General features: G+C 69.8%; 20 protein-coding genes. 4 read left to right on the top strand and 16 right to left on the bottom strand.

Annotated features, from left to right (window positions below):
* Positions 1-60: 60 nt before the first annotated feature.
* Complete coding sequence (locus ACWGLC_RS03450; protein WP_452098589.1) at positions 61-1,668, top strand: class I adenylate-forming enzyme family protein; 1,608 nt, start codon at positions 61-63, stop codon at positions 1,666-1,668.
* A gap of 48 nt (positions 1,669-1,716) precedes the next feature.
* On the opposite strand, the gene ACWGLC_RS03445 is transcribed toward ACWGLC_RS03450, so the two are convergent.
* Both ACWGLC_RS03445 and ACWGLC_RS03440 read right to left on the bottom strand, forming a co-directional pair.
* Complete coding sequence (locus ACWGLC_RS03445; RefSeq protein ID WP_452098588.1) at positions 1,717-3,165, bottom strand: acyclic terpene utilization AtuA family protein; 1,449 nt, start codon at positions 3,163-3,165, stop codon at positions 1,717-1,719.
* Positions 3,166-3,200: 35 nt separating this feature from the next.
* Positions 3,201-4,748, bottom strand: coding sequence for a succinate CoA transferase (locus ACWGLC_RS03440; protein WP_452098587.1), 1,548 nt, complete (start codon positions 4,746-4,748; stop codon positions 3,201-3,203).
* Positions 4,749-4,912: 164 nt separating this feature from the next.
* Here ACWGLC_RS03440 and ACWGLC_RS03435 point away from each other — a divergent pair, with 164 nt between their 5' ends.
* On the top strand, positions 4,913-5,419 hold the full coding sequence (locus tag ACWGLC_RS03435; protein WP_452098586.1) for a MarR family winged helix-turn-helix transcriptional regulator: 507 nt from the start codon (positions 4,913-4,915) through the stop codon (positions 5,417-5,419).
* Positions 5,420-5,533: 114 nt separating this feature from the next.
* Here the strand turns inward: ACWGLC_RS03435 and ACWGLC_RS03430 are convergent, their stop codons facing one another.
* Positions 5,534-6,961, bottom strand: coding sequence for an MFS transporter (locus ACWGLC_RS03430; RefSeq protein ID WP_452098584.1), 1,428 nt, complete (start codon positions 6,959-6,961; stop codon positions 5,534-5,536).
* 276 nt (positions 6,962-7,237) lie between these two features.
* Here ACWGLC_RS03430 and ACWGLC_RS03425 point away from each other — a divergent pair, with 276 nt between their 5' ends.
* On the top strand, positions 7,238-8,554 hold the full coding sequence (locus tag ACWGLC_RS03425) for a cytochrome P450 (RefSeq protein ID WP_452098583.1): 1,317 nt from the start codon (positions 7,238-7,240) through the stop codon (positions 8,552-8,554).
* 104 nt (positions 8,555-8,658) lie between these two features.
* Here ACWGLC_RS03425 and ACWGLC_RS03420 read toward each other — a convergent pair whose 3' ends face one another.
* Genes ACWGLC_RS03420 through ACWGLC_RS03405 form a run of 4 tightly spaced genes read right to left on the bottom strand, consistent with a single transcriptional unit; the run spans position 8,659 to position 13,181 of the window.
* Positions 8,659-9,522, bottom strand: coding sequence for a LuxR C-terminal-related transcriptional regulator (locus ACWGLC_RS03420; RefSeq protein WP_230928263.1), 864 nt, complete (start codon positions 9,520-9,522; stop codon positions 8,659-8,661).
* Between the two features lie 28 nt (positions 9,523-9,550).
* On the bottom strand, positions 9,551-10,447 hold the full coding sequence (gene mmsB / locus ACWGLC_RS03415; protein WP_452098582.1) for a 3-hydroxyisobutyrate dehydrogenase: 897 nt from the start codon (positions 10,445-10,447) through the stop codon (positions 9,551-9,553).
* Positions 10,448-10,450: 3 nt separating this feature from the next.
* A complete protein-coding gene (locus tag ACWGLC_RS03410) occupies positions 10,451-11,626 on the bottom strand; it encodes an acyl-CoA dehydrogenase family protein (protein ID WP_452098581.1) in 1,176 nt (391 codons plus the stop codon).
* A 28-nt stretch (positions 11,627-11,654) separates the two neighbouring features.
* Complete coding sequence (locus ACWGLC_RS03405) at positions 11,655-13,181, bottom strand: CoA-acylating methylmalonate-semialdehyde dehydrogenase (RefSeq protein ID WP_452098580.1); 1,527 nt, start codon at positions 13,179-13,181, stop codon at positions 11,655-11,657.
* 203 nt (positions 13,182-13,384) lie between these two features.
* On the opposite strand from ACWGLC_RS03405, the gene ACWGLC_RS03400 reads away from it, so the two are divergent.
* Positions 13,385-15,103, top strand: a complete 1,719-nt coding sequence (locus ACWGLC_RS03400) for an AMP-binding protein (RefSeq protein WP_452098579.1) — start codon at positions 13,385-13,387, stop codon at positions 15,101-15,103.
* Positions 15,104-15,293: 190 nt separating this feature from the next.
* Here ACWGLC_RS03400 and ACWGLC_RS03395 read toward each other — a convergent pair whose 3' ends face one another.
* The 9 genes from ACWGLC_RS03395 to ACWGLC_RS03355 all read right to left on the bottom strand — a co-directional run bounded on the left by ACWGLC_RS03395 (position 15,294) and on the right by ACWGLC_RS03355 (position 24,065).
* Positions 15,294-16,187 (bottom strand): SDR family NAD(P)-dependent oxidoreductase, encoded by an 894-nt coding sequence (locus tag ACWGLC_RS03395; RefSeq protein ID WP_452098578.1) that lies wholly within the window; start codon positions 16,185-16,187, stop codon positions 15,294-15,296.
* Positions 16,184-17,899 carry an AMP-binding protein gene (locus ACWGLC_RS03390; protein WP_452098577.1) on the bottom strand — a complete coding sequence of 572 codons (1,716 nt, stop codon included), beginning with the start codon at positions 17,897-17,899 and terminating at the stop codon, positions 16,184-16,186. Before ACWGLC_RS03390 ends, ACWGLC_RS03395 begins: the two co-directional genes overlap by 4 nt.
* Positions 17,900-17,941: 42 nt before the next feature.
* Complete coding sequence (locus ACWGLC_RS03385) at positions 17,942-19,216, bottom strand: hypothetical protein (RefSeq protein WP_452098576.1); 1,275 nt, start codon at positions 19,214-19,216, stop codon at positions 17,942-17,944.
* Positions 19,217-19,221: 5 nt separating this feature from the next.
* Positions 19,222-19,797, bottom strand: a complete 576-nt coding sequence (locus tag ACWGLC_RS03380; protein ID WP_452098575.1) for a nuclear transport factor 2 family protein — start codon at positions 19,795-19,797, stop codon at positions 19,222-19,224.
* 72 nt (positions 19,798-19,869) lie between these two features.
* Positions 19,870-20,070 carry a ferredoxin gene (locus ACWGLC_RS03375; RefSeq protein WP_230928272.1) on the bottom strand — a complete coding sequence of 67 codons (201 nt, stop codon included), beginning with the start codon at positions 20,068-20,070 and terminating at the stop codon, positions 19,870-19,872.
* 17 nt (positions 20,071-20,087) lie between these two features.
* A complete protein-coding gene (locus ACWGLC_RS03370) occupies positions 20,088-21,386 on the bottom strand; it encodes a cytochrome P450 (protein ID WP_452098739.1) in 1,299 nt (432 codons plus the stop codon).
* Positions 21,387-21,475: 89 nt separating this feature from the next.
* Positions 21,476-22,270 (bottom strand): SDR family oxidoreductase, encoded by a 795-nt coding sequence (locus ACWGLC_RS03365; RefSeq protein ID WP_452098573.1) that lies wholly within the window; start codon positions 22,268-22,270, stop codon positions 21,476-21,478.
* Complete coding sequence (locus ACWGLC_RS03360) at positions 22,267-23,484, bottom strand: cytochrome P450 (protein ID WP_452098572.1); 1,218 nt, start codon at positions 23,482-23,484, stop codon at positions 22,267-22,269. Before ACWGLC_RS03360 ends, ACWGLC_RS03365 begins: the two co-directional genes overlap by 4 nt.
* A gap of 8 nt (positions 23,485-23,492) precedes the next feature.
* Complete coding sequence (locus ACWGLC_RS03355; protein ID WP_452098571.1) at positions 23,493-24,065, bottom strand: TetR family transcriptional regulator; 573 nt, start codon at positions 24,063-24,065, stop codon at positions 23,493-23,495.
* Between the last annotated feature and the right edge of the window lie 38 nt (positions 24,066-24,103).

The raw sequence follows: 24,103 nt of genomic DNA, 5'->3' as shown, positions 1-24,103 counted from the left end.
CCGCCGTCGGCCCTGCCTTCACCCTCGCCCCATCCCCGCTCAGAACACCGGAGACCCCCCGTGCGACTAGACCCCACCGGCATCGACCCCCATGACCACGCCCTGGCGCGCCGCTGCTCGGTCGGCGACATCCCGACCCGAGCCGCGGCCACCTTCGCCGACCGGACCGCCGTCACGGACGACACCGGATCGTGGACCTTCGCCGAACTCGAATCGGTGTCCAATCGCGTGGCTCACGGGCTCGCCGGCCTGGGCCTCGAACCCGAGGAGCCGGTGGCTCTGCTGTCCACGAACTGCCGCGAGTTCGTGGCCACCTACTTCGGCAGCGCCAAGGCGGGGATGGTCGCGTTGCCGGTCAACCTGCTCTCCGGCCTCGAGAACATCGCGCACGCCCTGACCGACTCCGGCACGCGCATCCTGGTCGTCCACGGCGCGCTCGCGGAGCTCGCACTCGGTGCGGTCGGGGCGATCCCGGCGATCCGCTTCGTCGTCGTCATCGGGGGCCTGCCCGACGGCCTCACGCCCGCACCGGACGGACCCACGGTGCTGTCCTTCGACGACCTTCTCGCCGGCGACGACACCAATCCCGACACCGTGATCGCCGACCGCCAGATCGTCCAGTGCCTCTACTCCTCCGGGACCACCTCCCGCCCCAAGGGCGTGCTCACCTCCCACCTGGCCGTCACCGTCGCCGCGCTCGGTAACAGCGCGATCTTCGGCATGGCCTGGGGCGCCCGGGGATCGGTCACGGTGTGCCCACTCCCCCTCTTCCACACCGCCGGTCTCAACGGGGTACTCATCCCGTCGGTCACCATGGGTGCGACGATCCACCTCCTTCCGGGCTTCGACCCGGTCGGCTACGCCGACACCGTCGCCCGGGTCCGTGCCACCCACCTCGTCGGGCTGCCGCTCATGCTCGAGGCTCTGGCCGACGGGACGGACCGCGGGCTCGACCTGAGCTCCATCCAGATGCTCCTCTACGCGATGGCGCCGATGTCGGAGGCGATGCGCACGAGGCTCTCCGCGGCGCTGCCCGACGCGACGATCGTGCTCGGATCCGGCATGAGCGAATGCACGCCCGCGACCGTGATGCAGTGGCCCGAACTCAACGCCGACAAGGCCGACTCGTGGGGCTACCCCACCCCGTTCGCCGAGAACCGCATCTCCGAACCCGGCGGAGCCGAGCTCATGCCGACCGGGCAGGACGGCGAAATCGTCTACCGCGGCCCGACCGTCATGGAGGGCTACTGGAACAACCCGGACGCCAACGCCGAGGCCTTCGCGGGCGGACGCATGCACTCCGGCGACCTCGGCCGCATCGACGCCGAGGGCGTGGTGTGGTTCTCCGACAGGGTCAAGGACATCGTCAAGTCCGGCGGCGAGAACGTGAGTTCCCTGCACGTCGAACGAGTTCTCCTCGACCACCCGCACGTCGCCGAGGTCGCCTGCATCGGCCGGCCCGACCCCACGTGGGGCGAGCAGGTGGTCGTGGTGGTGGTCCCCGCCGTCGACGCGCCGCCGGAAGCCGACCTAATCGACTCGATCCTGCGGTTCGGCGCCGAACATCTCACCAGCTCGCAGCGGCCCCGCGGCGTCGTGGTGACCGACGCGATCCCCCGCACCGCGACCGGCAAGATCCGCAAGGTCGAGCTGCGGTCGATGAGCTGACCTGCCCGGGCCGCTCTAACCTGCAGCCGCCGCTGGCCCCGGCCCGGGCTACGGACCGTACTCGAGCAGTTCGCCCGGAACCTCGATCCGGGCGGCGGCGAGATCCGCGCCGAGTCCCGGGGTCAGCACCTCGCCACGTGGCGGGCGCGCGACCAGGTTGACCGCGCGCAGGTTGGGCAGCGGGTAGCGCCGCACGTCCATCCCCTCCAGGCCGGGGACCAGCTCGCGCAGCCGCTCGACCGTGAACTCGTCGGCGAGCCACGCGAATGCCGAGTCGTCCCACGTCCACACCGCGATGTTGACCCCACGCCCCACGACCCCGCGCCGCACGCTGGCGACCGACCCGAGAACCGTCGACACCTGCTCCCCGCCCGGCACCGCGCTCGGAGTCCACGGAGTCGGCAGTTCGCCGGGCCCGATCGGCGCCGTCTCCATCGGCACCGGGACGGGCACGCGACGCCCGTCCGCCAACACCACGACGTGCCCCGACTCCTCCTGCGGGAGCGGGCGGGCGACGCGCGTGGGCCGCTGCCCGCCCCGGGTCATGGCAACCAGGGCGACGACCGGCGGCGCGGGCTCGCCGCGCGCGCCGCTGAGCCGCACCCGATCCGTGCCCTCCTGCGCCAGGCGCACCGAGTCGAGCCGCAGCACCACGTCCGGCGCGGCGTAGCGGGCGCCGGCGACGCCGTCGAGGAGCTGGTCGGTGACCGTGCCGACGGTGACCGAGCCGAACGCGGACGGATGTCGGGTGATGACCGCCGATCCGTCATCGGCGATCTCCGCGATCGGGTAACCGCCGGTCACGGGGTCGGTGGTCCGGGTGACGTCCGTGGAGGAGTCCACGACGCCGGTCGCGCCCGGCCCGCCGGACAGGACGTGGCCCACCGCGACCGACCCGGCCAGCGCGTCCAGGGCCGACGAGGTCCACCCGTGGTGCGCCGCGGCGGCGCCGGTGACGAGCGCCTCGCGACTGACGCGGCCGGTGACGACGACGACGGCACCCTCGGCCAGAGCCTGGGCGATCCCGAACGCACCGTGCCGCACGGTCGCCACGTCGACCACACCGAGACCGAGTTCGGGCGCCCGGTCGGTGACGTCGCCGGAATCAACGGAGGCCACCGGGAGGTCCACCCCGGCCTCCCGGGCCAGCGCCCGCAGCTCGTGGGCGAGCCCCTCCGGGTCGAGAGCTCCGGCGTTGGTGACGACCCTTACGCCCGACGCCTTGTCGTCGTCACCCGCCCCGTCGCCACGTCCGCCCGCACCACCGACGCCGAGCAGATCGAGGCATTCGCGCAGCTGCACCACCGCGGCGCGCTCATACCCGGACCCGCCCGCGGCGCGCTGTGCGGCGAGATCCAGCATCGCCTCGTCGGACAGCATGTCCAGCGCCACGACATCCAACCTCGAGGCCGCGAGGAACTCGGCGGTCGCGGTGTCCCGGTCGGTCCGCGCGGCGGAGACGTTGCCGATCCGCAGGGGGCGCGTGCTGGTCGTCATCGATCCTCCGGGTCACTCGGGTGGTGTTATTCGACCTACTCCAGCATGCTTCCCGTCGCGGCGAGGCGGGTGTGGAATGACAGGGCCTCTTCGAGGATATGCGGGGTGTTGCCCGCGCCCGGCCGCGCGGTCGCCCGATCCAGGTAATCGTGCAGCATCGGACGGAACGCCGGATCGGCGCAGCGGTCCACGATCAGCGGCGCGCGCTTGCGGGGGCTCAGGCCGCGCAGGTCCGCCAGGCCGTGCTCGGTGACGATGACCTGCACGTCGTGCTCGGTGTGGTCGACGTGCGGCACCATCGGCACGATCGCCGAGACCGTGCCGTTCTTGGCGGTCGACGGCGACAGGAACATGGATACGTAACCGTTCCGGGTGAAGTCGCCCGAGCCGCCGATCCCGTTCATGATGCGGGTGCCACCGACATGGGTGGAGTTGACGTTGCCGTAGATGTCGGCCTCGAGCATGCCGTTCATGCCGATGATCCCGAGACGGCGCACGATCTCCGGGTGGTTACTGATCTCCTGCGGGCGCAGCGTGACGTGCTCGCGGTACAGATCGATGTTGTCCACCAGCTCGGCCAGGCCGGCCCGGGACAGTGCCAGCGACGTGGCCGAGGCGTGCGCGACCGTGCCCTGGCGGATCAGGTCCAGCATCGAGTCCTGGATGACCTCCGAGTAGCAGGTCAGGCCCGTGAAGGGGCCCTCCGCGAGGCCGCCGAGCACCGCGTTGGCGACGTTGCCGATCCCGGCCTGCAGGGGCAGCAGGCCGGCGGCGGGCAGGCGGCCGCGTTCCACCTCGTGACGGAAGAACTCCACCACGTGCCCGGCGATGGCCTGGCTGATGGCGTCGGGCGCGGCGACGGTGGTCTCCGAGTCCTGCTCATCGGTGGGCACCACGGCGACGACCTTGGCCGGGTCGACCTCGAGGTACTGCTGGCCGATGCGGTCGGCCGGCCGGGTCAACATGATCGGCTTGCGCGCCGGAGGAAGCGCCGTGCCGTAGTAGACGTCGTGCATGCCCTCCACGTCGAGCGGGACCCACGAGTTCACCTCGAGGATCACCTTGTCCGCGACCTCGAGCCAGGTCTTGTTGTTACCCACCGACATCGACGGGACCAGTTTGCCGTCCTCGGTGATGGCGGCGACCTCCACCACAGCGACATCCACGTCCCCGTAGTAGCCCTCCCACACCTGCTGGGCCACGTGCGACAGATGGATGTCCACGTAGTCCATCCGACCGTCGTTGATCTTGCCGCGGGCGGTGGGCTCGCTCTGGTACGGCATCCGCAGGGCCACGCCGTCCACCTCGGCGAGGGTCGCCTCGGCCTCGCCGGCCACGGATGCGCCCGTGAGAAGATTGACGCTCAGCTGCCCGCCCCCGGCGCGCACCCGACGGATCCGCTCGGCCAGCGCCGGCGCGAACGCCTTGGGCGTACCCGCACTGGCGAATCCACTGATCGCGACCGTGTCCCCGTCCTGGATCCGGGCCACCGCCGTGGCGGCGTCGGTCACCAGCCCCTGGAAATGCGGGTGTCGGACACGGGTGGTGATGGTGGCGGCACCCTGCTGGACGGTGTTGGTCATGCGCGGAGCCTATCGCCGGGCGGTGCCCTGCTCCTCATGGTGAGACAGGCGACCTCCCCCCGAACCGGTGTGTCAGGCGCGCTCGTCATGTCTGACGGTGCCGGTGGCACGGGACCGATAGAATCGACGGAATCCGCCGACCGTCGTGGCCCCAGGAGTGAGCCTTGTCCCCCAGGACCGCACCGATCCCCGATCGCATCGACCAGGCCCGCGCCAACTGGGAGCGCGAGGGCTGGCTCGACGCCGCGCAGGGGATGACCGTGGTGACATCGGTGATGCGGGCGCACCAGATCCTCCTGGCCCGGGTCGAGGAGACCCTGCGGCCCTGGAACCTGTCGTTTCCCCGCTATGAGCTGCTGCGACTGCTCGCGTTCTCCCGCTCGGGCGCCCTGCCCATCACCAAGGCCTCGGAACGTCTGCAGGTCCACGTCACCAGCGTCACCAGCGCGATGAAGCGGCTCCTCGACGCCGGCCTGGTCGAACGCCGACCGCACCCCACCGACGGCCGTACGACGCTTGTCGAGATCACCGATGCGGGCCGCGAGGTCGTGGCCCAGGCGACGGCCGCCCTCAACGCCGGGGTGTTCGCCGATCCCGGCATGGACGAGGCCGATCAGATCGCGCTCATCGAGGCGATCGGCTCGCTGCGCCGCACCGCCGGCGACTTCTGACGACTCGCGCCGTCCTCACCGGGCACGAACGACACCGCGCCCGGCCCCCTCTCGGGTGGGGCCGGGCGCGGCTGCTGGTGGGGTGCGGCCCGTCGGGGCCGTCAGGTCACCGGGTCAGGGGACCTCGGTGGCGAGCACCGCGTCGTTCTCGGCGAGCTCACCGGTCACCTTGTTCTTGCTCGACTCGGTCATGGCGAGCACGCACATCATCGACATGGCCGACAACAGCGAGAGCATGATGCCGACTCCGAGGGTGTTGCCCGCGGCGACCATCGCGGCGGCGGCCAGCGGCGGCAGTGCGCCACCGAGGATTCCGGCGAGGTTGTAGCCGAGGCCGGCACCGGTGTAGCGGTAGCGGGCCTGGAACAGCTCGGGCAGCAGCGCGCCGGCCGGGCCGTAGGCGATACCGAAGATGATCAGGGTGACGAGCAGGCCCACGGCGAAGGCGCCGGTCGATCCGGTGTCGAGGATGGGGAACACGACGAGCGACCAGACGATGGCCAGCCCGACGGAGGTGCCGATGACCTTCTTGCGGCCGATCCGGTCGGAGTACATCGCGGACAGGGCGATGGCGAGACCGAAGACCAGGGCGGCGACCATGCCCATGCCGAGGACGAACGGGCGGGAGTGGCCGAGCGTGGCCGTGGCGTAGTTCGTGAGGAACGAGGTCCCCATGTAGAACAGCGAGAACAGCGAGGTCAGCGCGCCGCCGGCGATGAGGATCTCCTTCCACTGGAAGCGGATCGCGTCGGCGAAGGGCAGGGTCGCGGGTGCGGTGTCCTTGGAGGCGAGCTCGCGGTCCTGCTTGAAGACGGGGGTCTCCTCGACCGAGACGCGGATCCAGAGGCCGATGAGGACGAGGACCGCGGACAGCAGGAACGGGATGCGCCAGCCGTACTGCATGAACGCACTGTCCGGACCCGCGTTGTTTCCGGCGACGAGCGCGAAGATGAGGAAGGTGCCCGACGACAGGAAGAACGCGAAGGCCACACCGAGCTGTGGCCACATGGCCATCAGTCCGCGCTTGCCCTCCGGTGCATACTCGGCCGTGAGCAGGGTGGCGCCCGCCCATTCGCCACCGACGGCGAAGCCCTGGAAGAAGCGGCACAGCACGAGCAGCGTGGGCGCCACGATGCCGATGCCGTTCTCGAAGGCGCCGAACGCGCCGGTCTCGTAGCCGGGGAGCAGACCGATGAACACGGTCGCCACGCCCATGATCATGAGCGTCCACACCAGCGTGCGCTTACGGCCGATGCGGTCGCCGAAGTGGCCGAAGACCGCAGCGCCGACGGGGCGCGCGAAGAAGGCCACGGCGAAGGTGGCGAACGACGACAGCGTGGCCGAGGCCGCACTCTGATCGGGGAAGAACAACGTGGGAAAGACCAGCGCGGCGGCCGTGCCGTAGATGAAGAAGTCGTACCACTCGATCGTCGTACCGATCGAGGAGGCCGCGGCGACGCGTGCGAGCGAGGTCTTCTTAACCGGGACGCCGGCCGCCGCCTGTGGCGTCGCGCCCCCCGTGGGCGAATTCGTGGCTGTCAAGACAACTCCAGTCTTCTCAGTGTCGCCGGGCTGTGAACCTGCGGCGCTGACAGATTTCTCCGACGTGTTCACGTCGACTGAGAAGAAACTATGTGAGGCGAGCCACACCCGGTACACCCGAAAGTGGATGTCGGGTGATCTGGGCCACATCGTCTGCAGCGGGGTGGCCGGATGTGTGCCCGCGGCGCCGTCTGGCGCCCGCGACGACCGGAAGCGCCCCGGTCCCGACACTCCTAGGGTGACGGACGTCCCCAGTTCCGATGTGTGGAGGTCCGAATGATGTCGAACCGGCCCGGTGCCCGTCTCCTCGACCAGACCGCCGAATTCCTGAGATCCGGGTACCTCTTCGCCTCCCGGGTGCGCCGCGCCGCCGGACTCGAACCCGGCTCCGACTCCCCGGTCCCCATCCGCCTGCTCGGCCGATCATCACTGCTCGTGCGCGGTGAGGAGGGCGTCCGGTTCTTCTACGACACCGACCTGTTCCGGCGTGACGGCGCGATGCCCGCGTTCGTTCGCGGGCCGCTGTTCGGCGCCGGCGCGGTCCACGGTCTCGACGGCGACGCGCACCGCGCGCGGAAGAACGCGCTCGCGGACCTCGCGTACGACGACTCCCGGGTCGCGGCGTTCGCCACCTGCGTCTCGGAGGAACTGGAGGAGATGCTCACGACGCTCTCCCGGCAGCGGTCGGGATCGGTGTACGACGCGACCACCGTCGCCTTCGGCCGCGCCGCGTTCCGGTGGGCGGGTGTGCCGGTGTCCACCGCGGAAGCCGACCGCAGGGCGCATCAGATGAGCAGGCTCCTCGACACGTTCGGCCGCCCGGCCACCAATCCCCTGGCGTGGGTCGAACGGGCGAGGCTGGACCGTTGGGCCACCGGCCTGATCCGCGGCGCCCGCGACGGTGCCCGCGACGGCCACGCACGCGTCGCGGCGGACTCGGTGCTGACGGCGATCGCGGACCTGCGCGATGAGAACGGTGCTCTCGTGTCGGACCACACCGCGGCCGTCGAACTCCAGAATCTCACCCGGCCCACCGTGGCCGTCGCACGCTTCGCGGCCTTCGCCGCCGTGGCGTTGGTCGACCACCCCGACTGGGCGCGGCGGATCCGCGAGGCGACGACCGCCGCCGGGCGCCTCACCGACATCCCGGAGGCGGTCGCGTTCGCCCAGGAGGTCCGGCGGGTGTACCCGTTCGTCCCGATGCTGCCCGCCCTCGCCGCGGTCGACACCGAGATCGGCGGCTGTCCCGTCCACCGCGGCCAACGCGTGTTCCTGGATATTCTCGGCACCAACACGGACCCGAATCACTGGGACGACGCCGGGACGTTCGATCCGGAGCGCTTCCTCGACGTGGCCGACGCCGAGGAACTCGCGGCGTTCATCCCCCAGGGGGGCGCCGGGGTGCGCAGCGGGCACCGCTGTCCCGGCGAGAAGATCGCCGTCACCGCCCTGTCCGCGACCGTCGCCGCGCTGTGCCGCCCCGGCGTCGAGATCAGCGACGACGCCGACGACCTGACGTTCCCGTGGACCCGGATGTTGACCCGCCCCGCCACCGGTGTTCGGCTGCGCTACCGCGCGACCGCCACCACCTGACCAACGGATCCGGCCGGCTGCCTCCGGACGCGGTTGCGGGTACGTACCGGCCCACCGGGTCCCGGCGGCACAGACCGGGACAGGTCAGCGCAGGCAGGGGCAGATCAGGGCAGAACGCCGAGCAACCGCGCGCGGGCGACGGACTCCATCCGTGACCGCGTGCCCAGCTTGGTGCCGATGTTGCGCAGGTACGCCTTGATCGTCTCGGGAGACAGCGACAGCCGCGCGCCCACCTCGGCATTGGAGCATCCCAATGCGACCTGGGCGAGCACGTCGATCTCCCGCGGCGAGAGAACCGGCTTGTCCTGGACCGGGGTATCCGCCGCGTCCGGGGCCCTGCCGACCCCCGCGAGCGCGGAACCGGCCGCGAGCAGCCGATTCCGCAGCGCGGCGTCGCCCAGTTCCGCGGCGATCGCCCGGAGTTCGCCGTGCAGCATCCTGATCTGCTCGCGGTCGGTCGCCTCCAATCCGGCGCCCTGCTCGGCGGCGGCCAGATCGGCCATCCGGAGCCGACGGTCCACCTCGTCACGGATCTGGAACTCGGACGACAGCTCCGCGGCCACCGAGGTGAACGTCCGCGCGACCTGATCCCCCAGCTGGGTTGCCACTCGCGCCGAGCCGTACAGGATCGTCCGCGCCACCCCGGAGACCATGACCGGCACCGAGATGATCGCCCGGAGCCCCTCGAGCTCCACCGCGGCCGCGTAGTCGCGGGTGATACTGGAGCAGTCCTCGTAGTCCCGCACGGTCGCGGGACGACCGGAGGCCATGACGTGACCGCCGAGCCCACGCCCCTTGGCCACGGCCAGGCCCTGCATCGAACTGGTGCGGGCGCCGATGAACCGGGTCAGCTGCGCGGTCTCGCCGTCGGCCTCGCCAGCGAACACCATCGGCAACCCGGATTCCTGCCGGACTCTCCGAAGGGCGCCGAGCACGGCGTCCGAGTCCTTGGGGCGGTGGGTGGACATGGTCTGCTCTCCCGAGAGTTACAGGTGGTCAGCTCCCCGCGGACTCGCGGATGCTGGTGATGATGGCACTGAAGTCCTTGCTGCCGTTGTCCTGCGCGAACTCGTCGTACAGGGCTGCCGCCGCCGCGCCGAGCGGAGCGACCGTTCCCGTGCTCTCCAGGGCCGCGAGAGCGAGCCCCAGGTCCTTGTTCATCAGGGCCGTGGCGAACCCGGGTGTGAAGTCGTTGTTGGCCGGAGAGGTGGGCACCGGTCCGGGAACCGGGCAGTTGGTGTGCAGCGCCCAGCTGTTGCCGGTGGCCCCGGTGACGACGTCGAACAGCGCCTGGTGCTCCAGCCCGAGCCGCTCGGCGAGGACGAACGCCTCACCGATCGCGATCTGGTGGACCGCCAGAACCATATTGTTACAGACCTTCGCCGCCTGACCGGCACCGGCGGCACCGCAGTGGATGACCTTTCCGGCCATGGGCTCGAGAACCGGCTGCGCCGCGGCGAAGGCCTCGTCCTCGCCCCCGACCATGAAGGCCAGGGTCCCCGCGGTGGCACCCTTGACACCGCCGGAGACCGGGGCGTCCACCTGCAGCATGCCGGCGGCGACGGCCGTGGAATGCACCGCACGAGCGTCGTCGACCGAGATCGTCGAGGAGTCGATGAACAACGTCCCCTTCCCGGCCTTGGGCAGTACCTCCTCGTAGGTCGAGGTGACCAACGCACCGTTGGGCAGCATCGTGATGACCACCGACGCCCCCTCGACGGCCTCGGCCGGCGAGGCGCACACGGTCACACCCGCGTCCCGCGCGGCGTTCTGGGCGGCCTCGACCGGGTCGAAGCCGCGGACCTCGTGGCCCGCCCCGACAAGATTGGCCGCCATGGGCCCACCCATGTTGCCGAGGCCGAGGAACGCCACAGTCTGCGAACCGTTGTTCATGTCCTACGCTCCCAGTCCGCGTGCGGCGACGGCCCGGCCGACGACGACACGCATGATCTCATTCGTCCCCTCCAGGATGCGGTGCACCCGGAGATCTCGCACGATCTTCTCGATTCCGTACTCGGCCAGGTACCCGTAGCCGCCGAACAGCTGCAGCGCCCGGTCGGCGATCTCGAAGCACCGATCGGTCACGAACAGCTTGGCCATCGCGCACAGTTCGACGTGGTCCGGCTCCTTGGCGTCCAGGGCCGCGGCGGCGCGCCACAACATGAGGCGACTGGCCTCCAGCTCGGTGGCCATCTCGGCCAGGGTGAACCGGATGGTCGGCTCGTCGATGAGCGCACCACCGAACGCCTCGCGATCGCGCAGATGGGCGACCGCCTGCGCGTACGCCTGCTGGGCGCCGCCCAGCGAACACGCCGCGATGTTGATGCGGCCGCCGTTGAGTCCCCGCATGGCGATGGTGAAGCCGAGGCCCTCGCCACCGGTGTCCGCGCCGCCGATGAGGTTGGCGGCCGGCACGCGGACGCCCTCCATGATCACCTGAGCGGTGGGCTGCGCGTTCCAGCCCATCTTCTGCTCGTCCGGGCCGAAGCTCAGCCCCTCGGAATCGGCCGGGACGATGAACGTCGAGATGCCCTTGGCACCCGGGTCACCGGTGCGGGCCATCACGACGTACACGTCCGACTGGCCACCGCCGGAGATGAACTGCTTTGTGCCGGTGAGCACGTACTCGGCGTCCGGGCCGTCGCCCTCCCGGACCGCCCTGGTCCGCAGCGCCGCCGCATCCGAACCCGCGCCCGGCTCCGTGAGGCAGTAGCTCGCGAAGAACTCCATCGAGGCCAGCTTCGGGATCCACTGCCGCCGCTGCTCGTCGGTGCCGAACTCGTCGATCATCCACGCGCACATGTTGTGGATCGACAGGTAGGCCGCCACCGACGGGCAGCCGCGGGCGAGCTGCTCGAAGATGCGCACGCCGTCCAGACGACGCATCCCGCTGCCCCCGACGTCCTCGGAGACATAGATCGCGCCCATGCCCATCCCGGCCGCCTCGCGGAGGACGTCCTTGGGGAAATGGTGGGTCGCATCCCACTCCTGTGCCCGGGGCGCGATCCGCTTCTCGGAGAAGTCACGGGCCGCGTCGACGATGACCTTGTCGTCGTCATCAAGGGTGAACATCAGTGTTCCTCTCCTACGGTGACCGACGTCAGTCCATCGTCGGGATGACGAACTCGGCACCGTCCTTGATGCCCGAGGGCCAGCGCTGCGTGACCGTCTTGACCTTGGAGTAGAACTTGATCGACTCCGGGCCGTGCTGGTTGAGGTCGCCGAATCCGGACTTCTTCCAGCCGCCGAACGTGTGGTAGGCGATCGGGACCGGGATCGGCACGTTGACGCCGACCATGCCGACCTCGACGCGGGAGACGAACTCGCGGGCGGCATCGCCGTCGCGGGTGAAGATGGCCACGCCGTTCCCGTACTCGTGCTCGTTCGGCAGACGCAGGGCGTCCTCGAAGCTCTCGGCGTGGACGATCGTGAGGACGGGCCCGAAGATCTCGTCGGTGTAGACGCTCATGTCGGTGGTGACGTTGTCCATCAGCGTGGGGCCGACGTAGTAACCACCCGAGATGTCCTCACCGTTGAACTCGCCGGTGTACGCACCGACGCCGCGGCCGTCGACGAGGATCTTCGCCCCGGCCTTCTCCCCCTGGTCGATGTAGTCGAGCACCCGGGCCTTGGACTCGGGCGTGACCAGCGGGCCGTAGTCCGACTGCGGGTCGTGGCTGTGGCCGACCTTGAGCTCCTTGACCTTGGGCAGCAGCTTCTCGAGCAGCTTCTCAGCGGTGCCCTCGCCGACCGGGACGGCAACCGAGATGGCCATGCAGCGCTCACCGGCCGAGCCGAAACCGGCACCGACCAGGGCGTCCGCGACCTGGTCGAAGTCCGCGTCCGGCATGATGATCGCGTGGTTCTTGGCGCCACCGAAGCACTGCGCGCGCTTGCCGGTGCGGGCCGCGTTCTCGTAGATGTACTGCGCGATCGGGGTGGAGCCGACGAAGCCGACGGCCTTGATCGTGTCGTTGTTCAGAATGGCGTCGACGGCCTCCTTGTCACCGTGCACGACCTGGAACACGCCGTCCGGCAGACCGGCTTCGGTGAACAGCTCGGCCAGGCGCACCGGCACGGACGGGTCGCGCTCGGAGGGCTTGAGCACGAACGCGTTACCGCACGCCAGCGCCGGGCCGGCCTTCCACAGCGGGATCATGGCGGGGAAGTTGAACGGGGTGATGCCGGCGACCACGCCGAGCGGCTGGCGCATCGAGTAGACGTCGACGCCCGTGCCGGCGTTCTCGGTGTACTCGCCCTTGAGCAGGTGCGGGATGCCGATGGAGAACTCGATGACCTCGAGGCCGCGCTGGACGTCGCCACGGGCGTCCGGGGTGGTCTTGCCGTGCTCGATCGCGAGCAGTTCGGCGAGCTCGTCCATGTTCTCGTTGACCAGCGCCACGAAACGCATGAGCACGCGGGCGCGCTTCTGCGGGTTCATGGCCGCCCACTCCTTCTGGGCGACCGCGGCCTTGGCGATCACGTCGTCGACCTCGGCGGTGGTCGCCAGCGGCACGACCGCCTGTGCCTCACCGGTGCTCGGGTTGAGCACCTCCTGGCTGCGACCGCCGGTCGAGGCGACGCGCTTTCCGTTGATGTAGTGCTCGACCTGCCTGAGATCCGACATGGACGTCCTTCCTGACGTGTGGGTGGCGACCTCTGGTGGCCGCGCCCGTTCCCGTGATGACCATCACCATATACTTGCACCTCCTAGTAATCCAGGGTCGGGGCCCGGATTGCCCGCACCCCTCCCCTTTCGGGTGTACCGCGGACCCACCCCCCGCCTTACTGTGAGCTGACTCACTTTACGATTCATCGACAGGAGCATCCATGCCGCCGCTCTCCACCGAGGCCACCGAACAGTTCCGCGCCGCCCGCGACTTCCTCCAGGCGAACGCCGAGAACTACGACGCCGCCCGGGCGGGATTCGTCTGGCCGGAGCTCGACGAGTGGAACTGGGCGCTGAACTGGTTCGATGTCCAGGCCGAAGGGAACGACGACCCGGCGCTGTGGATCGTCGAGGAGCACGACGGCGGCGCACCGACCGAGGCCAAGTACTCGTTCGACGAGATGCGGATCCGGTCCGACCGCACCGCCAACTGGCTCCGCGACCGCGGCGTCGAGCCGGGCGACCGGATCCTGCTCATGCTCGCCAACCAGGTGGAGCTGTGGGACGTGATGCTCGCCGTGATCAAGCTCGGCGCGGTCGTCATCCCGGCCACGACGCTCCTCGCGGAGGGCGACCTGCGGGACCGCATTGCGCGTGGCGGCATCAAGCACGTCATCGCCCGCGCCGAACTCGCCGAGCGATTCGCGTCGATCTCCGGCGACTACCAGTGCATCTCCGTCGGCGGAGCCGTTGAAGGCTGGACCGACATCGCGGCCGCGCTGGACGCCTCCCCGGACTTCCAGCCGAGTCACACCACCCGCGCGGACGACACGCTGCTGCTCTACTTCACCTCGGGCACCACCAGTAAGCCCAAGCTTGTCGAGCACACGCACGCCTCGTACCCGGCCGGCCACCTGTCGACCATGTACTGGATCGGTCTGCAGCCGGGAGATGTCCACCTCAACGTCTCCTCGCCCGGCTGGGCCAAGCACGCCTGGTCCAACGTGTTCGCTCCGTGGATCGCGGGCTCGTGCGTCTTCCTCTACAACTACTCCCGCTTCGACGCCACGGCGATGATGCGCGAGATGGACCGCTGCGGGGTGACCAGCCTGTGCTGCCCGCCCACCGTGTGGCGCATGCTCATCCAGGCCGACCTGGCGCAGCTGCAGAACCCGCCGCGCCTGGCCGTCGGAGCCGGCGAGCCCCTCAACCCGGAGGTGATCGGCCGGGTCCGCGACGCGTGGGGCGTGACGATCCGCGACGGCTTCGGTCAGACCGAGACGACCGTGCAGATCGCCAACACCCCGGGCCAGCCGATCAAGGACGGCTCGATGGGCCGCCCCTGCCCGGGTTTCGACGTGGCGCTCGTCGATCCCGCGACCGGCCGGGAGGTCACCGAGGACGGTGCCGAGGGCGAGATCTGCCTGCGTATGGATCCCCGCCCACTGGGCTTGATGGTCGGCTACCACGGCGACCCCGAGCGCACCGAGGCCGCGTACGCCGACGGTTTCTACCACACCGGTGACGTGGGCTCGCGGGACTCGGACGGGTACATCACCTATGTCGGCCGCACCGACGACGTGTTCAAGTCGTCGGATTACCGGATCTCCCCGTTCGAGCTGGAATCGGTACTGCTCGAGCACCCGGCGGTCGCGGAGGCGGCGGTGGTCCCCTCTCCAGATCCGGTCCGGCTGAGCGTGCCCAAGGCGTTCGTCGTCCTCGCCGGAGACTGGGCGCCGGACGAGAACACGGCCCGCGAGATCTTCGAGTACTCGCGTACCCATCTGGCGGGCTACAAGCGGATCCGCCGCCTGCAGTTCACGGATCTGCCCAAGACCATCTCGGGCAAGATCCGGCGCGTGGAGCTGCGCAGGGGCGAGGTCGACAACGGCCCGTCCGTCGACTTCCCAGGCGAGTTCCGCGAGGACGCCCTCCGCTGACACCCTCCCCGTCACTCCGGTACGTTCTCCCGGGTATCCACCTGGGGAAACGCTGACCGGGGTGACGGCTGGCTGGGTTGCGTGGGGCCGCGCCCGTCGTGGGATGCGGAGGACGGGCCCCGCGCGGTCATCCGCGCGCGCGGATGCCGGGGCGGCGGGCACGAGAGGCGGGCACGGGAGCGGGTGCTCGTCAGCGGCGGAGGTGGACGTCGATCTCCTCGGGAGTCCAGGGCGGGCTGTCGTGGAAGTCCCGATAGGCCAGGATCTGTGCCTCGGGCGTGGGAAACCTGCCGAGGAAGCCGCCCGAGCCGGCGAACACCCCTCCGGTGATCCCAGCGGACAATCCCGAGGCCAGATAGGTGTAGAGGGGCGCCACGTACCGGGGCCCGGCGGGGTCGAGTGCACCGGCGACGCTGAGCTCGTCGAGCATCCCCCTACGCCCCAGCTCGCGGATCTTCCCCTCGTAGTCGTCACCCTCGGACAGCCTGGTCCGCGCGCCGGGGCACACCACGTTGGCCCGGACGCCGTGCTCCGCCAACTCCGCGGCGATCGCCATGGTCAACGACGTCACCGCGCCCTTGCCGGCCGGATACCCCGTCCCCCCGTAGTCGCCCTTCCATGCGAACGAGGACGTGGTGACGATCGTCCCTGCCCCCGCCTCGACGAAGTGTGGGGCGAACTCGCGACAGGTCGCGAAGACCGTCCCCAGGTGGGCGTCCATGAGATCGGCGAATTCGCTGTGCCCCACGGTGAGGATCGAGGACCCCGGCGGTTCGGCCACCCCGGCGCAGGCGATCAGTCCCGCCACCACCGAGTCGCCCTCGCGGGCCCGCTCGAGGAGTTCACGCGCCACCTCGGGCAGATGGGCGGATCCCGCGACACCCGTGATCCGCCCGTCCGAGCGGGCCGCCAACTCCGTGACCTGCCGCTCCAGCGCGGCGTTGTCGCGGCCGTTGAGGACGACGTCCGCACCGCGGGACGCGAGATCTTCGGCCACTGCGGCGCCGATGCCGCGGGACGAGCCGGTGATCGCGAAGACCTGCCCGTCGAGGCGCAGCCGCGAATCGTCGGCGGATGGGGTCATGCGGACGCGCCCTCGACATCGGTCCGGCGGTCCTGATCGGTTCGGCGATTCTGATCCGTGCCGCGCCCCCGACCGGTACGTCGATCGTGGTCGGGCGCGCGATCGGCGACGAGCGTGCGCGCCCAGCCGTAGTCCGTCTTGCTACTCGGATGCCGCTCGACCTTCTCGACGACCCACAGAGCCGCCGGGACCTTGAAGCCGGCCAGGCTTCCGCGCAGTGACGCCTCGACCTCGTCGAACCGACCGTCGTGCCCGACGGCCCACTCGATCACCGCGCCGACACGATGTCCGAAGCGCTCGTCGGGAATGCCCAGCACCACAGCGTCCACGATCCCGTCCACCGCCTTCAGCGCCGCCTCGACCTCCTCGGCGAAGATCTTCTCGCCGCCGGAGTTGATGACCTGGCTGCCCCGTCCGAGCATGATGATCGTGGCCGGGCCGTCATAGCGGCCACGGTCCCCGGTGAACACCCGCATGGTGCCGGCGACCTCGCGAAACGTCTCGGCCGACTTGGCCGGATCTTTGTAATAGCCGGTGGGTTGGTAGCCGGACTTGACGATCCAGCCGATCTCGGTCGAATCGTCGGGAAGCGGCTCGTCGAAATCGTCGACCAGTTGCAGAGTGGTGCCCCGCGGGATGCGCGGGCCGTGGTCGGTGAACAGGGAGCCGTCGTCGAGATCGGCCTTGGTGACGACCCCCAGGCCGCCGAAACCGCTCTCGGACGAGCCGAACGCATCCATGATCATCAGGTCCGGACGCAATCCGAGCAGGTCGGCCTTGACCGACGGGGAGAACAACGCGGCCCCCGAGGAGATCATGAACATGCTCGAGGTGTCGGCCCCGCTCTCCCTGAGGCGTTCGACGATCGGGCGGACCATCGCATCCCCGGCCACGACGGCTACCTGGATCTTCTCGGACTCGATCTCCTCGAGCGCCTCGTCGGCACGGAAGTGCGGAATGTAGTGCATGGTCCCGCCGGCGAACAGCCCGGTGAAGCTCGGCATGAGGCCCGAGGTGTGGATCAGCGGCAGCAGGATGAGATAGCGCATCGGATCGCCCGCGAGTCCCGACCGCGACTGGTGGAACTCGTCCGGAACCGGTTCACCGGTGTGATAGTCAGCGCCACCGCCGAGGCTGCGCCACAGGTCCTCCTGCCGCCACATCACGCCCTTGGGCTTGCCCGTGGTGCCCCCGGTGAACACCAGGAAGAGGTCGTCGGCGCTGCGCTCGACGTCGGGCCGCTCTCGTGAGGCGGCGGCGAGGAGCGCGCGGGCGTCCAGAGCCCCGGCCGGGAGGGGCTCCACGCCGGATCCGTCGTCCACGACGATCGTGTGGCGGACGGAGTCCAGCCCCTCGGCCGCGCCGGCGACCGCGGCCCCGAACTCGCGGTGGAACACCAGCACGCAGGCATCGGAGTAGTCGTAGAGGTAGCGCAACTCGGCGCCCGAGTAACGGTAGTTGACGCTGATCGGCACCGCACGGAGCTTGAGGATGCCGAGGATCAGTGCCAGGCAGTCCACGCCGTTGCGGAGGTGGACGGCGACGTGATCACCCGCCTTCACCCCGAGGTCGGCCAGGACGGAGCACCACCTGTTGGCCTCCTCGTCCAGCCCGGTGTACGTCAGCCGCCGGTCGTTTTCGACCACGGCCAGCCGATCGTCGCCGTACGCATCGGCGGCATGCTCGAAAAGGTCAGCCAGATTGTGTGCCATGACGGGGCCTCCGGGATCAGGCGGTTCGGGTGGGATGCGGGGTCAGACGGGAGTGATGGGCAGGGACGTGCGTGCGGGACCGAAGTCGAAGGCCGCGCCCGTGCTGATGCGGGTCACGGCGACCTCCTCCGATTCCTTCGCGGGAGTCTCGCCGAGACGCAGAACCGCCTCGAGTCGTGAGCCGTCGCCGGGCACGGCCGCGACGGTCCAGTGCGGGTCGACCGCGTGTACGGCGGCTTCGAGCGGGCGCAGGTCGCCGGCGGCCATCAGCGGCAGCCAGGTGTCGTCGGCGAATGCGTCCGCGGAGGTGTCCCAGGAGACGGTGAGCTCGCGCCCGTCGTCGGACACCCGCGACGAGTAGCCGGTGTAGGCGGTCGGCCCGGCCAGGGGATGGCTATCGAGGACCGCGGCGAGCCCCCGGGCGTCGGGGTCCGCGCCGAGGGCGTCCCGGATGCGACCCGCGGCGACCCCCGCGATGCCCGTGGCCTGGTACGCGAGCAGCCGGTCGGCGGTCTCGCGATCCGAGCGGCGCCGGACCGACTGGTGGAACCCCACCGCCAGCAGGTGCATCTGCAGATACACCTCGCGGACGACACGGATGAGGGCCGCCGAGGTGAATTCACCGAACACGAGGTCCGTCAACAGCGGGCCCGCGTAGTCGTCGCGCTCGCCCTCGCCGGCGGTGTCCTGCGGGGCGGGCGGGTCGAACCGGAAGTCGATGAGCCGGCTGGACGCCGACTCGACCGCGGGTCCGGGCATCGGCGCCGGTGGGGCGTCCGGGTCGATCCGTACCACCCAGTGACAGTGCGGTGTCCGTCCCTCGGGGCTTCGCGGGGGTCGGTGGATCGGCTCGACGACCGCGCGGGGGTTGGTGGCCAGCGCGGTGGCCGGGAAGGTGGGGTCCTCGATGTCGTGACACATCGTCGTCACGAGCCTGTCGCCCATCGGCTCGACATCCATCAGCGCCCCACAGTGGTCGAGCCAGAACTCGCCGTTGTCGTGGTCGGTGATCCCGTACCGGAAGTCCATGAACTCGGGCGGCGCCCCCACGTCGAGCTGGAAGCCCTTGAAGATCTCGGCGACGCCGTCACCGGTGATCGACAGCGCCTCCTTCATCCGGCGCGTGTAGTGCGGGCTGGCGGCCTGCCACTCCTCGATGGCCACGTCCCGCATGCCGTCCACGCCGAACTCGCCGAGCAGCGCGGGCATCCCCGCCCTGTCGATGAGCTGCCCGATCAGCAGGAGATCGGGCAGCAACCGGGCGAGGGAGGCGTGGTCCAGGGTCTCGAGCGGATCCGGGCGCGACAGCGGGGCCATGGGGCTCAGACCTCGTCCGGGCTCGACACCGGCCAGAGCGGGGCCGGGCTGTCCTCGATGCGGTACCAGCCGGCGGGCTTCCCGCCGGCGCCCTCGAAGCGGGCCTTCATGGAATCGGTGAGCGCATCGGCCTCGTACATGCGCATGAACAGGTCCACGACGTTGCCGAAGTCGAAGAAGTCGCGGTGCCAGGCCCACTGCTGGTTCCCGTTGTAGAGGAACCACGATCCGCCCAGGCCGTGCACCTCGTACGGCTGGCCGGTCTTCGGGTCGACGGTGTCGCGCGCGATCTGCTTCCACAAACAGAGCACGTCACCGGTCTCGGGGTCGATGATCGTCCGGATGTACGGGTACTCCCAGCCGTCGAGTCCTGCCATCTCCTGGCCGAGCGCGATGTCCCGGATCTCGTCACGGCCGACGGCCATGAAGTCGTCCTTGGTGCCGTAGTTCCAGCCGTAGGTGGCGTCCTCGGCGTAGAACGACTCCAGCGGTCGCCAGTCCTTGTTCCGCTCGCACTCGGCGTTCGCGTCCACCCATTTCTGGACGAAAGCGGCGATCTCTGCACGGTCGTATCGGGTCACGTCACTCGTCTCCTGGTGGGGTGTCGTCCGGGATCGTCTGATTCCCGGGGTGACTGTGTTCGGTTCGGGGTGTCAGTTCTCGACCAGGCGGAGTGCCTGTGTCGGGCAGTACCTGACGGCGTCCTTGACGGCCGCCAGCTGGTCGTCGGGGATCTCGCCACGCTTTGCCCGGACCTTGGCCTCGGAGCCCTTGCCGACCGTGAACCAGTCGGGGGCCTCCGCCTGGCACTCGGCGTGCCCCTGGCACAGGTCGAAATCGACCTCGACTCTCATCGCGTCCTCCTGTTCCCTCAGCGCTGCCGCCGGCGGTAGCGGACCACGCACGGTTGGGCCAGCTGGACGACCATTTTGGAGTGGTCGTTGTGGTAGCTCTCGGCGGGCTGGGCGAGTTCGAACTCGTACTCACGCAGTAGTACGGAGAAGATCGCTTTGATCTGCAGTTGGGCGAACGCCGCGCCGACGCACCGGTGCCGCCCGGCGCCGAACGGGATCCAGGTCCACCTGTTGACGATGTCCTCCTGCCGCGGCTCGGCATAGCGGTCCGGGTCGAAGGCGTCGGCGTCCGGGAAGTCCTCGGGCAGTCGGTTGGACACCGCCGGCGAGGCGGCCACCGTCTGTCCGGCACGCACCGCGTAGTCGCCGATCCGCACGTCCTCCTGGGCGACCCGCATGAGGATGATGAGCGGAGGGTGCAGGCGGAGCGTCTCCTTGAGAGCGTTCTCCACCTTGGGCATCTGGCGGAGCGCACCGAACGAGTACTCGGCGCCATCGGAGTAGATCTCGTCGAGCTCGGCCACGACCTCAGTCAGGTAGCCCGGGTTCCGGAGAAGCTCGATGAGCATCCATGCACTGGTGCCGGAGGTGGTGTGGTGACCGGCGAACATCATCGAGATGAAGATGCCGGTGACCTCGTCCGGGGAGAACCGGAGCGTCCCGTCCTCGTTCTTGACCGAGACCAACACGTCCAGCAGATCCCGGTCGTCCTTGTCCGCCGGCGGGTCGGCGATCCGCTCGTCCATGATCGCCGAGACCAGCTCCACCAGGCCCTCGCGGGCGGCGTCGCGCCTGCGGAACGAGGGGATGTCGGCGTACGGGTCGATGTACGCGTGGGGGTCCGTGCCCTGCTCGAGGTCGTGGTAGAGGTGGGCGAACCGGGCGTCGAGCTGCTCGCGGAACTTCGGTCCGATCAGGCACGCGGACGAGGTGTAGATGGTCAGCTCGGAGAACCACTCGAGCAGGTCGATCTCGCCCTCGTCGCCCCACTCGGCCACCATCCGTTCGACCTCGCGTGGGATGGTCACGGCGTGCTGTCGCATGTGCTCGCCGCGCAGCGCGGTGTTGTGGAGCATCTCCGAGCGCCGTTCGGGGCTCGCGTCGAAGACGACGCCCTCGCCGAACACCGGCGTCATGAACGGGTAGGCGGCCGCCTGGTCCAGGGATTCGTCCGGGGCTCGGAAGAACGCCTCGTTGGCGGCGGCGCCGGAGGCCAGGCAGATGTCGCGGTCGGCGATCCTGAAGATCCCGAGATCCCCGCATTCCTCGCGCACCCGCCAGAACAGACTGATCGGATCGGCGCGCAGCTCGTCCATGTGCCCGAGCCCGCCTTCGCCGCCGGAGACTCGTCCTGGCTCGGCGAGCGTGGAGAAGTCCGGGAACTCTACGGGGTTGCCGGTGCTGGTCACGAGTAGTCCTCCTCGATGGGGGCCTCCGGCTGGATCTCCAGCTCGGTGATCTGTGCGCCTCGGGGCATCGACACCATCGCGGCGACGCCCCGGGCGAGGTCGGCGGGTTTGCACATGCGTGGATGACGCCCGAAGCCGTGGCGTACCCAGTCGTTGATGACGGATTCGGCGGTCTCCGGGTCGAACTCGGTGCCCATCTCGGTCATCACCGGGCCGGGGCGGACCACGCCGAGCCGGACCCCGGTGCCCTCGAGCTCCTTGCGGGCCTGGATGGCCATGTTCTCCAGCCCGGCCTTGGCGGCGACGTAGGCGCCGGAGCGGGGGCGGGCAGTGTAGGCCACGTCGGATCCGATGACGACGACGTCGCCGCGGCGGCGGTCGACCATTCCGGGCACGATCGCGTGGAGCAGCCGGTGCACGGACAGCAGGTGGATGTCGAGCTGGGCTGCGAACTCCCCGGGGTCCATCTCCCAGACCCTCGCCATCTTGAGCGTTCCCGCGCTGGAGACCAGCACCTCGGGATCGCCGTAGGCCTCGGTCGCGGCGGCGACGAAGGCCGCCACCGATCGGGCGTCGGTGACGTCGACCGCGCATGCCGTGGCCTCGCCGCCCGCCTCACGGATCGTGGCGACGAGCTCGTCGAGGCGGGCGGCACGGCGGGCGCCCACGACGACGGGGTGGCCCAGTGCCGCGAGCGCTTCGGCGCTGGCGCGGCCGATGCCCGACGAGGCCCCGGTGATCAGGGCCGGCCGGACCGCGTTGTCCAGCTGGGGCGGGAAACGCAGACTCATCGGTGCCGCACCTCGACCCGCATCGGCAGGTGTGCGAACCCGCGCACGTTGGAGGAGTGCACGCGCTCCGCGCCGGGCAGCAGTTCGTACCCGGTGATGGAGCTGGCGATCATGTCCAGGGCGACGCGGCCCTCGAGCCGGGCGAGATGGGCGCCCAGGCAGAAGTGGGGGCCCTGGCCGAAGCTCAGGCTGGCCGAGGTGTCGCGGGTCAGGTCGAAGACGTCCCCGTCGGAGAACACGTCCTCGTCCCGGTTCGCCGATCCGATGAGCATCAGGACCTTCTGGTCCGAGGGGATCGTCACCCCGCGGATCGTGGTCTCGGTCGTGGTGGTGCGCAGGATCATCTGGCTCGAGGTGTCGAAACGCAGGGTCTCCTCCACCCACTGCGGGACCATCTCCGGGTCGGTGAGGACGAGCCGAGACTGCGCGGGGTACTCGTGGCCCCAGAACAGGGCGTTCGCCAGGAGCTTGGTGGTGGTCTCGTTGCCGGCCACGACCATGAGGAACAGGAAGGACAGGATCTCGTCCTCGTCCAGCTTCTCGCCGTCGATCTCCGCGTCGATCAGCGCCGACGTGAGGTCCTCGGTGCGTGACCTTCGCCGCTCGGCGACCATGCCCTGGTAGTAGGTGATGAGATCCAGCGCCGCGACCATCGACTCCTGGGGGACGTCCTGGACGCCCTCCTCTCGGTGCATCACCAGGTCCGCCAGCCGTCGCAGTTCGGCGCGGTCCGCCTCGGGCACGCCCATGAGGTCGGAGATGACGTCCATCGGGAGCTTGCCCGCGTAGTCGTCGACGAAATCGAACGATTCGCCGTCGCGGGAGCGCTCGAGGCACTCGTCCCAGTACTCGCGGGAGATCTTCTCGATCCCCTCGCGCAGCGCGTCCACCCGCCGGGAGGTGAAGCCCTTGCTGACCAGCCGGCGCAGGCGGGCGTGGCGGGGATCGTCCATGGCGAGGAACGACATGGTCTTGTAGGCGTGCGGTCCGTACGCGGCAGGGTCGAGCGAGACCCCCCTGCCGCTGGAGAAGACCTCGGGATCGCGGAACGCCTCGCGCACATCGGAGTACTTGCTCAGCGCCCAGAAATCGAGCTCCGCGTTGCGGTAGACGGGCGCCTCGTTCCGGAGACGGGCGTAGAAGGGATACGGATCCTCGTGTACCGCGTAGTCATACGGACTGAACACGAGCGGAGCGGGGGTTGCGGTGGTCATATCCGATGTCACCTCAGGATCAGTCGTGCGGCGGATTCGATCGCGTCCGCCATGTCCGCGTAGGAGCCGTAGCCCATGCCTGCTCTGACGAGCGCCCCGGCATAGACCATCTCCAGCGCGGACACCACGTCGTCGTCGTTCTGATCGCCCAGGGCCGCCACCAGGCGGCGACGAATGTCGGCGCCGATCCGCACGCGCAGGTGGGACACCTCCGGATCGTCGCCCAGGAGCGCGCCGGTGACCGCCGAGGACAACTCGGGCTCGTCGGCGATCAACAGGGCGACATCGCGCAGCACCGCGACCACCCGGTCGACCGTGGAGCCACCCTCGATCGGTGCGGTCGCGTGGTCATCGAGGCGACGCCAGAACACCTCGGCGATGAGGTGTCCCTTGGAGGAGAAGTAGGTGTAGGCGGTCGCGGGGGCGACGCCCGCCCTGGCCGCCACGGCCCGGACCGCGAGGCCTCCGGCACCCTTCTCCCGAAGCACTTCGACAGCAGCACTGGTCAGGCGGTCGACGGTCTCGGCCTGCTGGCCGTTGAGCCGCCGCCGTGTGGATTCGAAACGGGCTGCAGTGGACATGTGTCTGGACAGTACACCAACCCCGGACTATCGTCTAG

This window comes from Dietzia sp. NPDC055877 (genome assembly GCF_053615975.1).
This window is presented reverse-complemented; position numbering and strand designations above follow the sequence as displayed.

Bases quoted from the DNA above. Each gene is read 5' to 3' on its own strand.
- ACWGLC_RS03445 (WP_452098588.1), bottom strand. From the start codon at position 3,165: ATGACGACCAGCACGCGCCCCCTGCGGATCGGCAACGTCTCCGCCGCG.
- ACWGLC_RS03440 (WP_452098587.1), bottom strand. From the start codon at position 4,748: ATGACCAACACCGTCCAGCAGGGTGCCGCCACCATCACCACCCGTGTC.
- ACWGLC_RS03425 (WP_452098583.1), top strand. From the start codon at position 7,238: ATGATGTCGAACCGGCCCGGTGCCCGTCTCCTCGACCAGACCGCCGAA.
- ACWGLC_RS03420 (WP_230928263.1), bottom strand. From the start codon at position 9,522: ATGTCCACCCACCGCCCCAAGGACTCGGACGCCGTGCTCGGCGCCCTT.
- mmsB (WP_452098582.1), bottom strand. From the start codon at position 10,447: ATGAACAACGGTTCGCAGACTGTGGCGTTCCTCGGCCTCGGCAACATG.
- ACWGLC_RS03410 (WP_452098581.1), bottom strand. From the start codon at position 11,626: ATGTTCACCCTTGATGACGACGACAAGGTCATCGTCGACGCGGCCCGT.
- ACWGLC_RS03405 (WP_452098580.1), bottom strand. From the start codon at position 13,181: ATGTCGGATCTCAGGCAGGTCGAGCACTACATCAACGGAAAGCGCGTC.
- ACWGLC_RS03400 (WP_452098579.1), top strand. From the start codon at position 13,385: ATGCCGCCGCTCTCCACCGAGGCCACCGAACAGTTCCGCGCCGCCCGC.
- ACWGLC_RS03395 (WP_452098578.1), bottom strand. From the start codon at position 16,187: ATGACCCCATCCGCCGACGATTCGCGGCTGCGCCTCGACGGGCAGGTC.
- ACWGLC_RS03390 (WP_452098577.1), bottom strand. From the start codon at position 17,899: ATGGCACACAATCTGGCTGACCTTTTCGAGCATGCCGCCGATGCGTAC.
- ACWGLC_RS03385 (WP_452098576.1), bottom strand. From the start codon at position 19,216: ATGGCCCCGCTGTCGCGCCCGGATCCGCTCGAGACCCTGGACCACGCC.
- ACWGLC_RS03375 (WP_230928272.1), bottom strand. From the start codon at position 20,070: ATGAGAGTCGAGGTCGATTTCGACCTGTGCCAGGGGCACGCCGAGTGC.
- ACWGLC_RS03370 (WP_452098739.1), bottom strand. From the start codon at position 21,386: ATGGACGAGCTGCGCGCCGATCCGATCAGTCTGTTCTGGCGGGTGCGC.
- ACWGLC_RS03365 (WP_452098573.1), bottom strand. From the start codon at position 22,270: ATGAGTCTGCGTTTCCCGCCCCAGCTGGACAACGCGGTCCGGCCGGCC.
- ACWGLC_RS03360 (WP_452098572.1), bottom strand. From the start codon at position 23,484: ATGACCACCGCAACCCCCGCTCCGCTCGTGTTCAGTCCGTATGACTAC.
- ACWGLC_RS03355 (WP_452098571.1), bottom strand. From the start codon at position 24,065: ATGTCCACTGCAGCCCGTTTCGAATCCACACGGCGGCGGCTCAACGGC.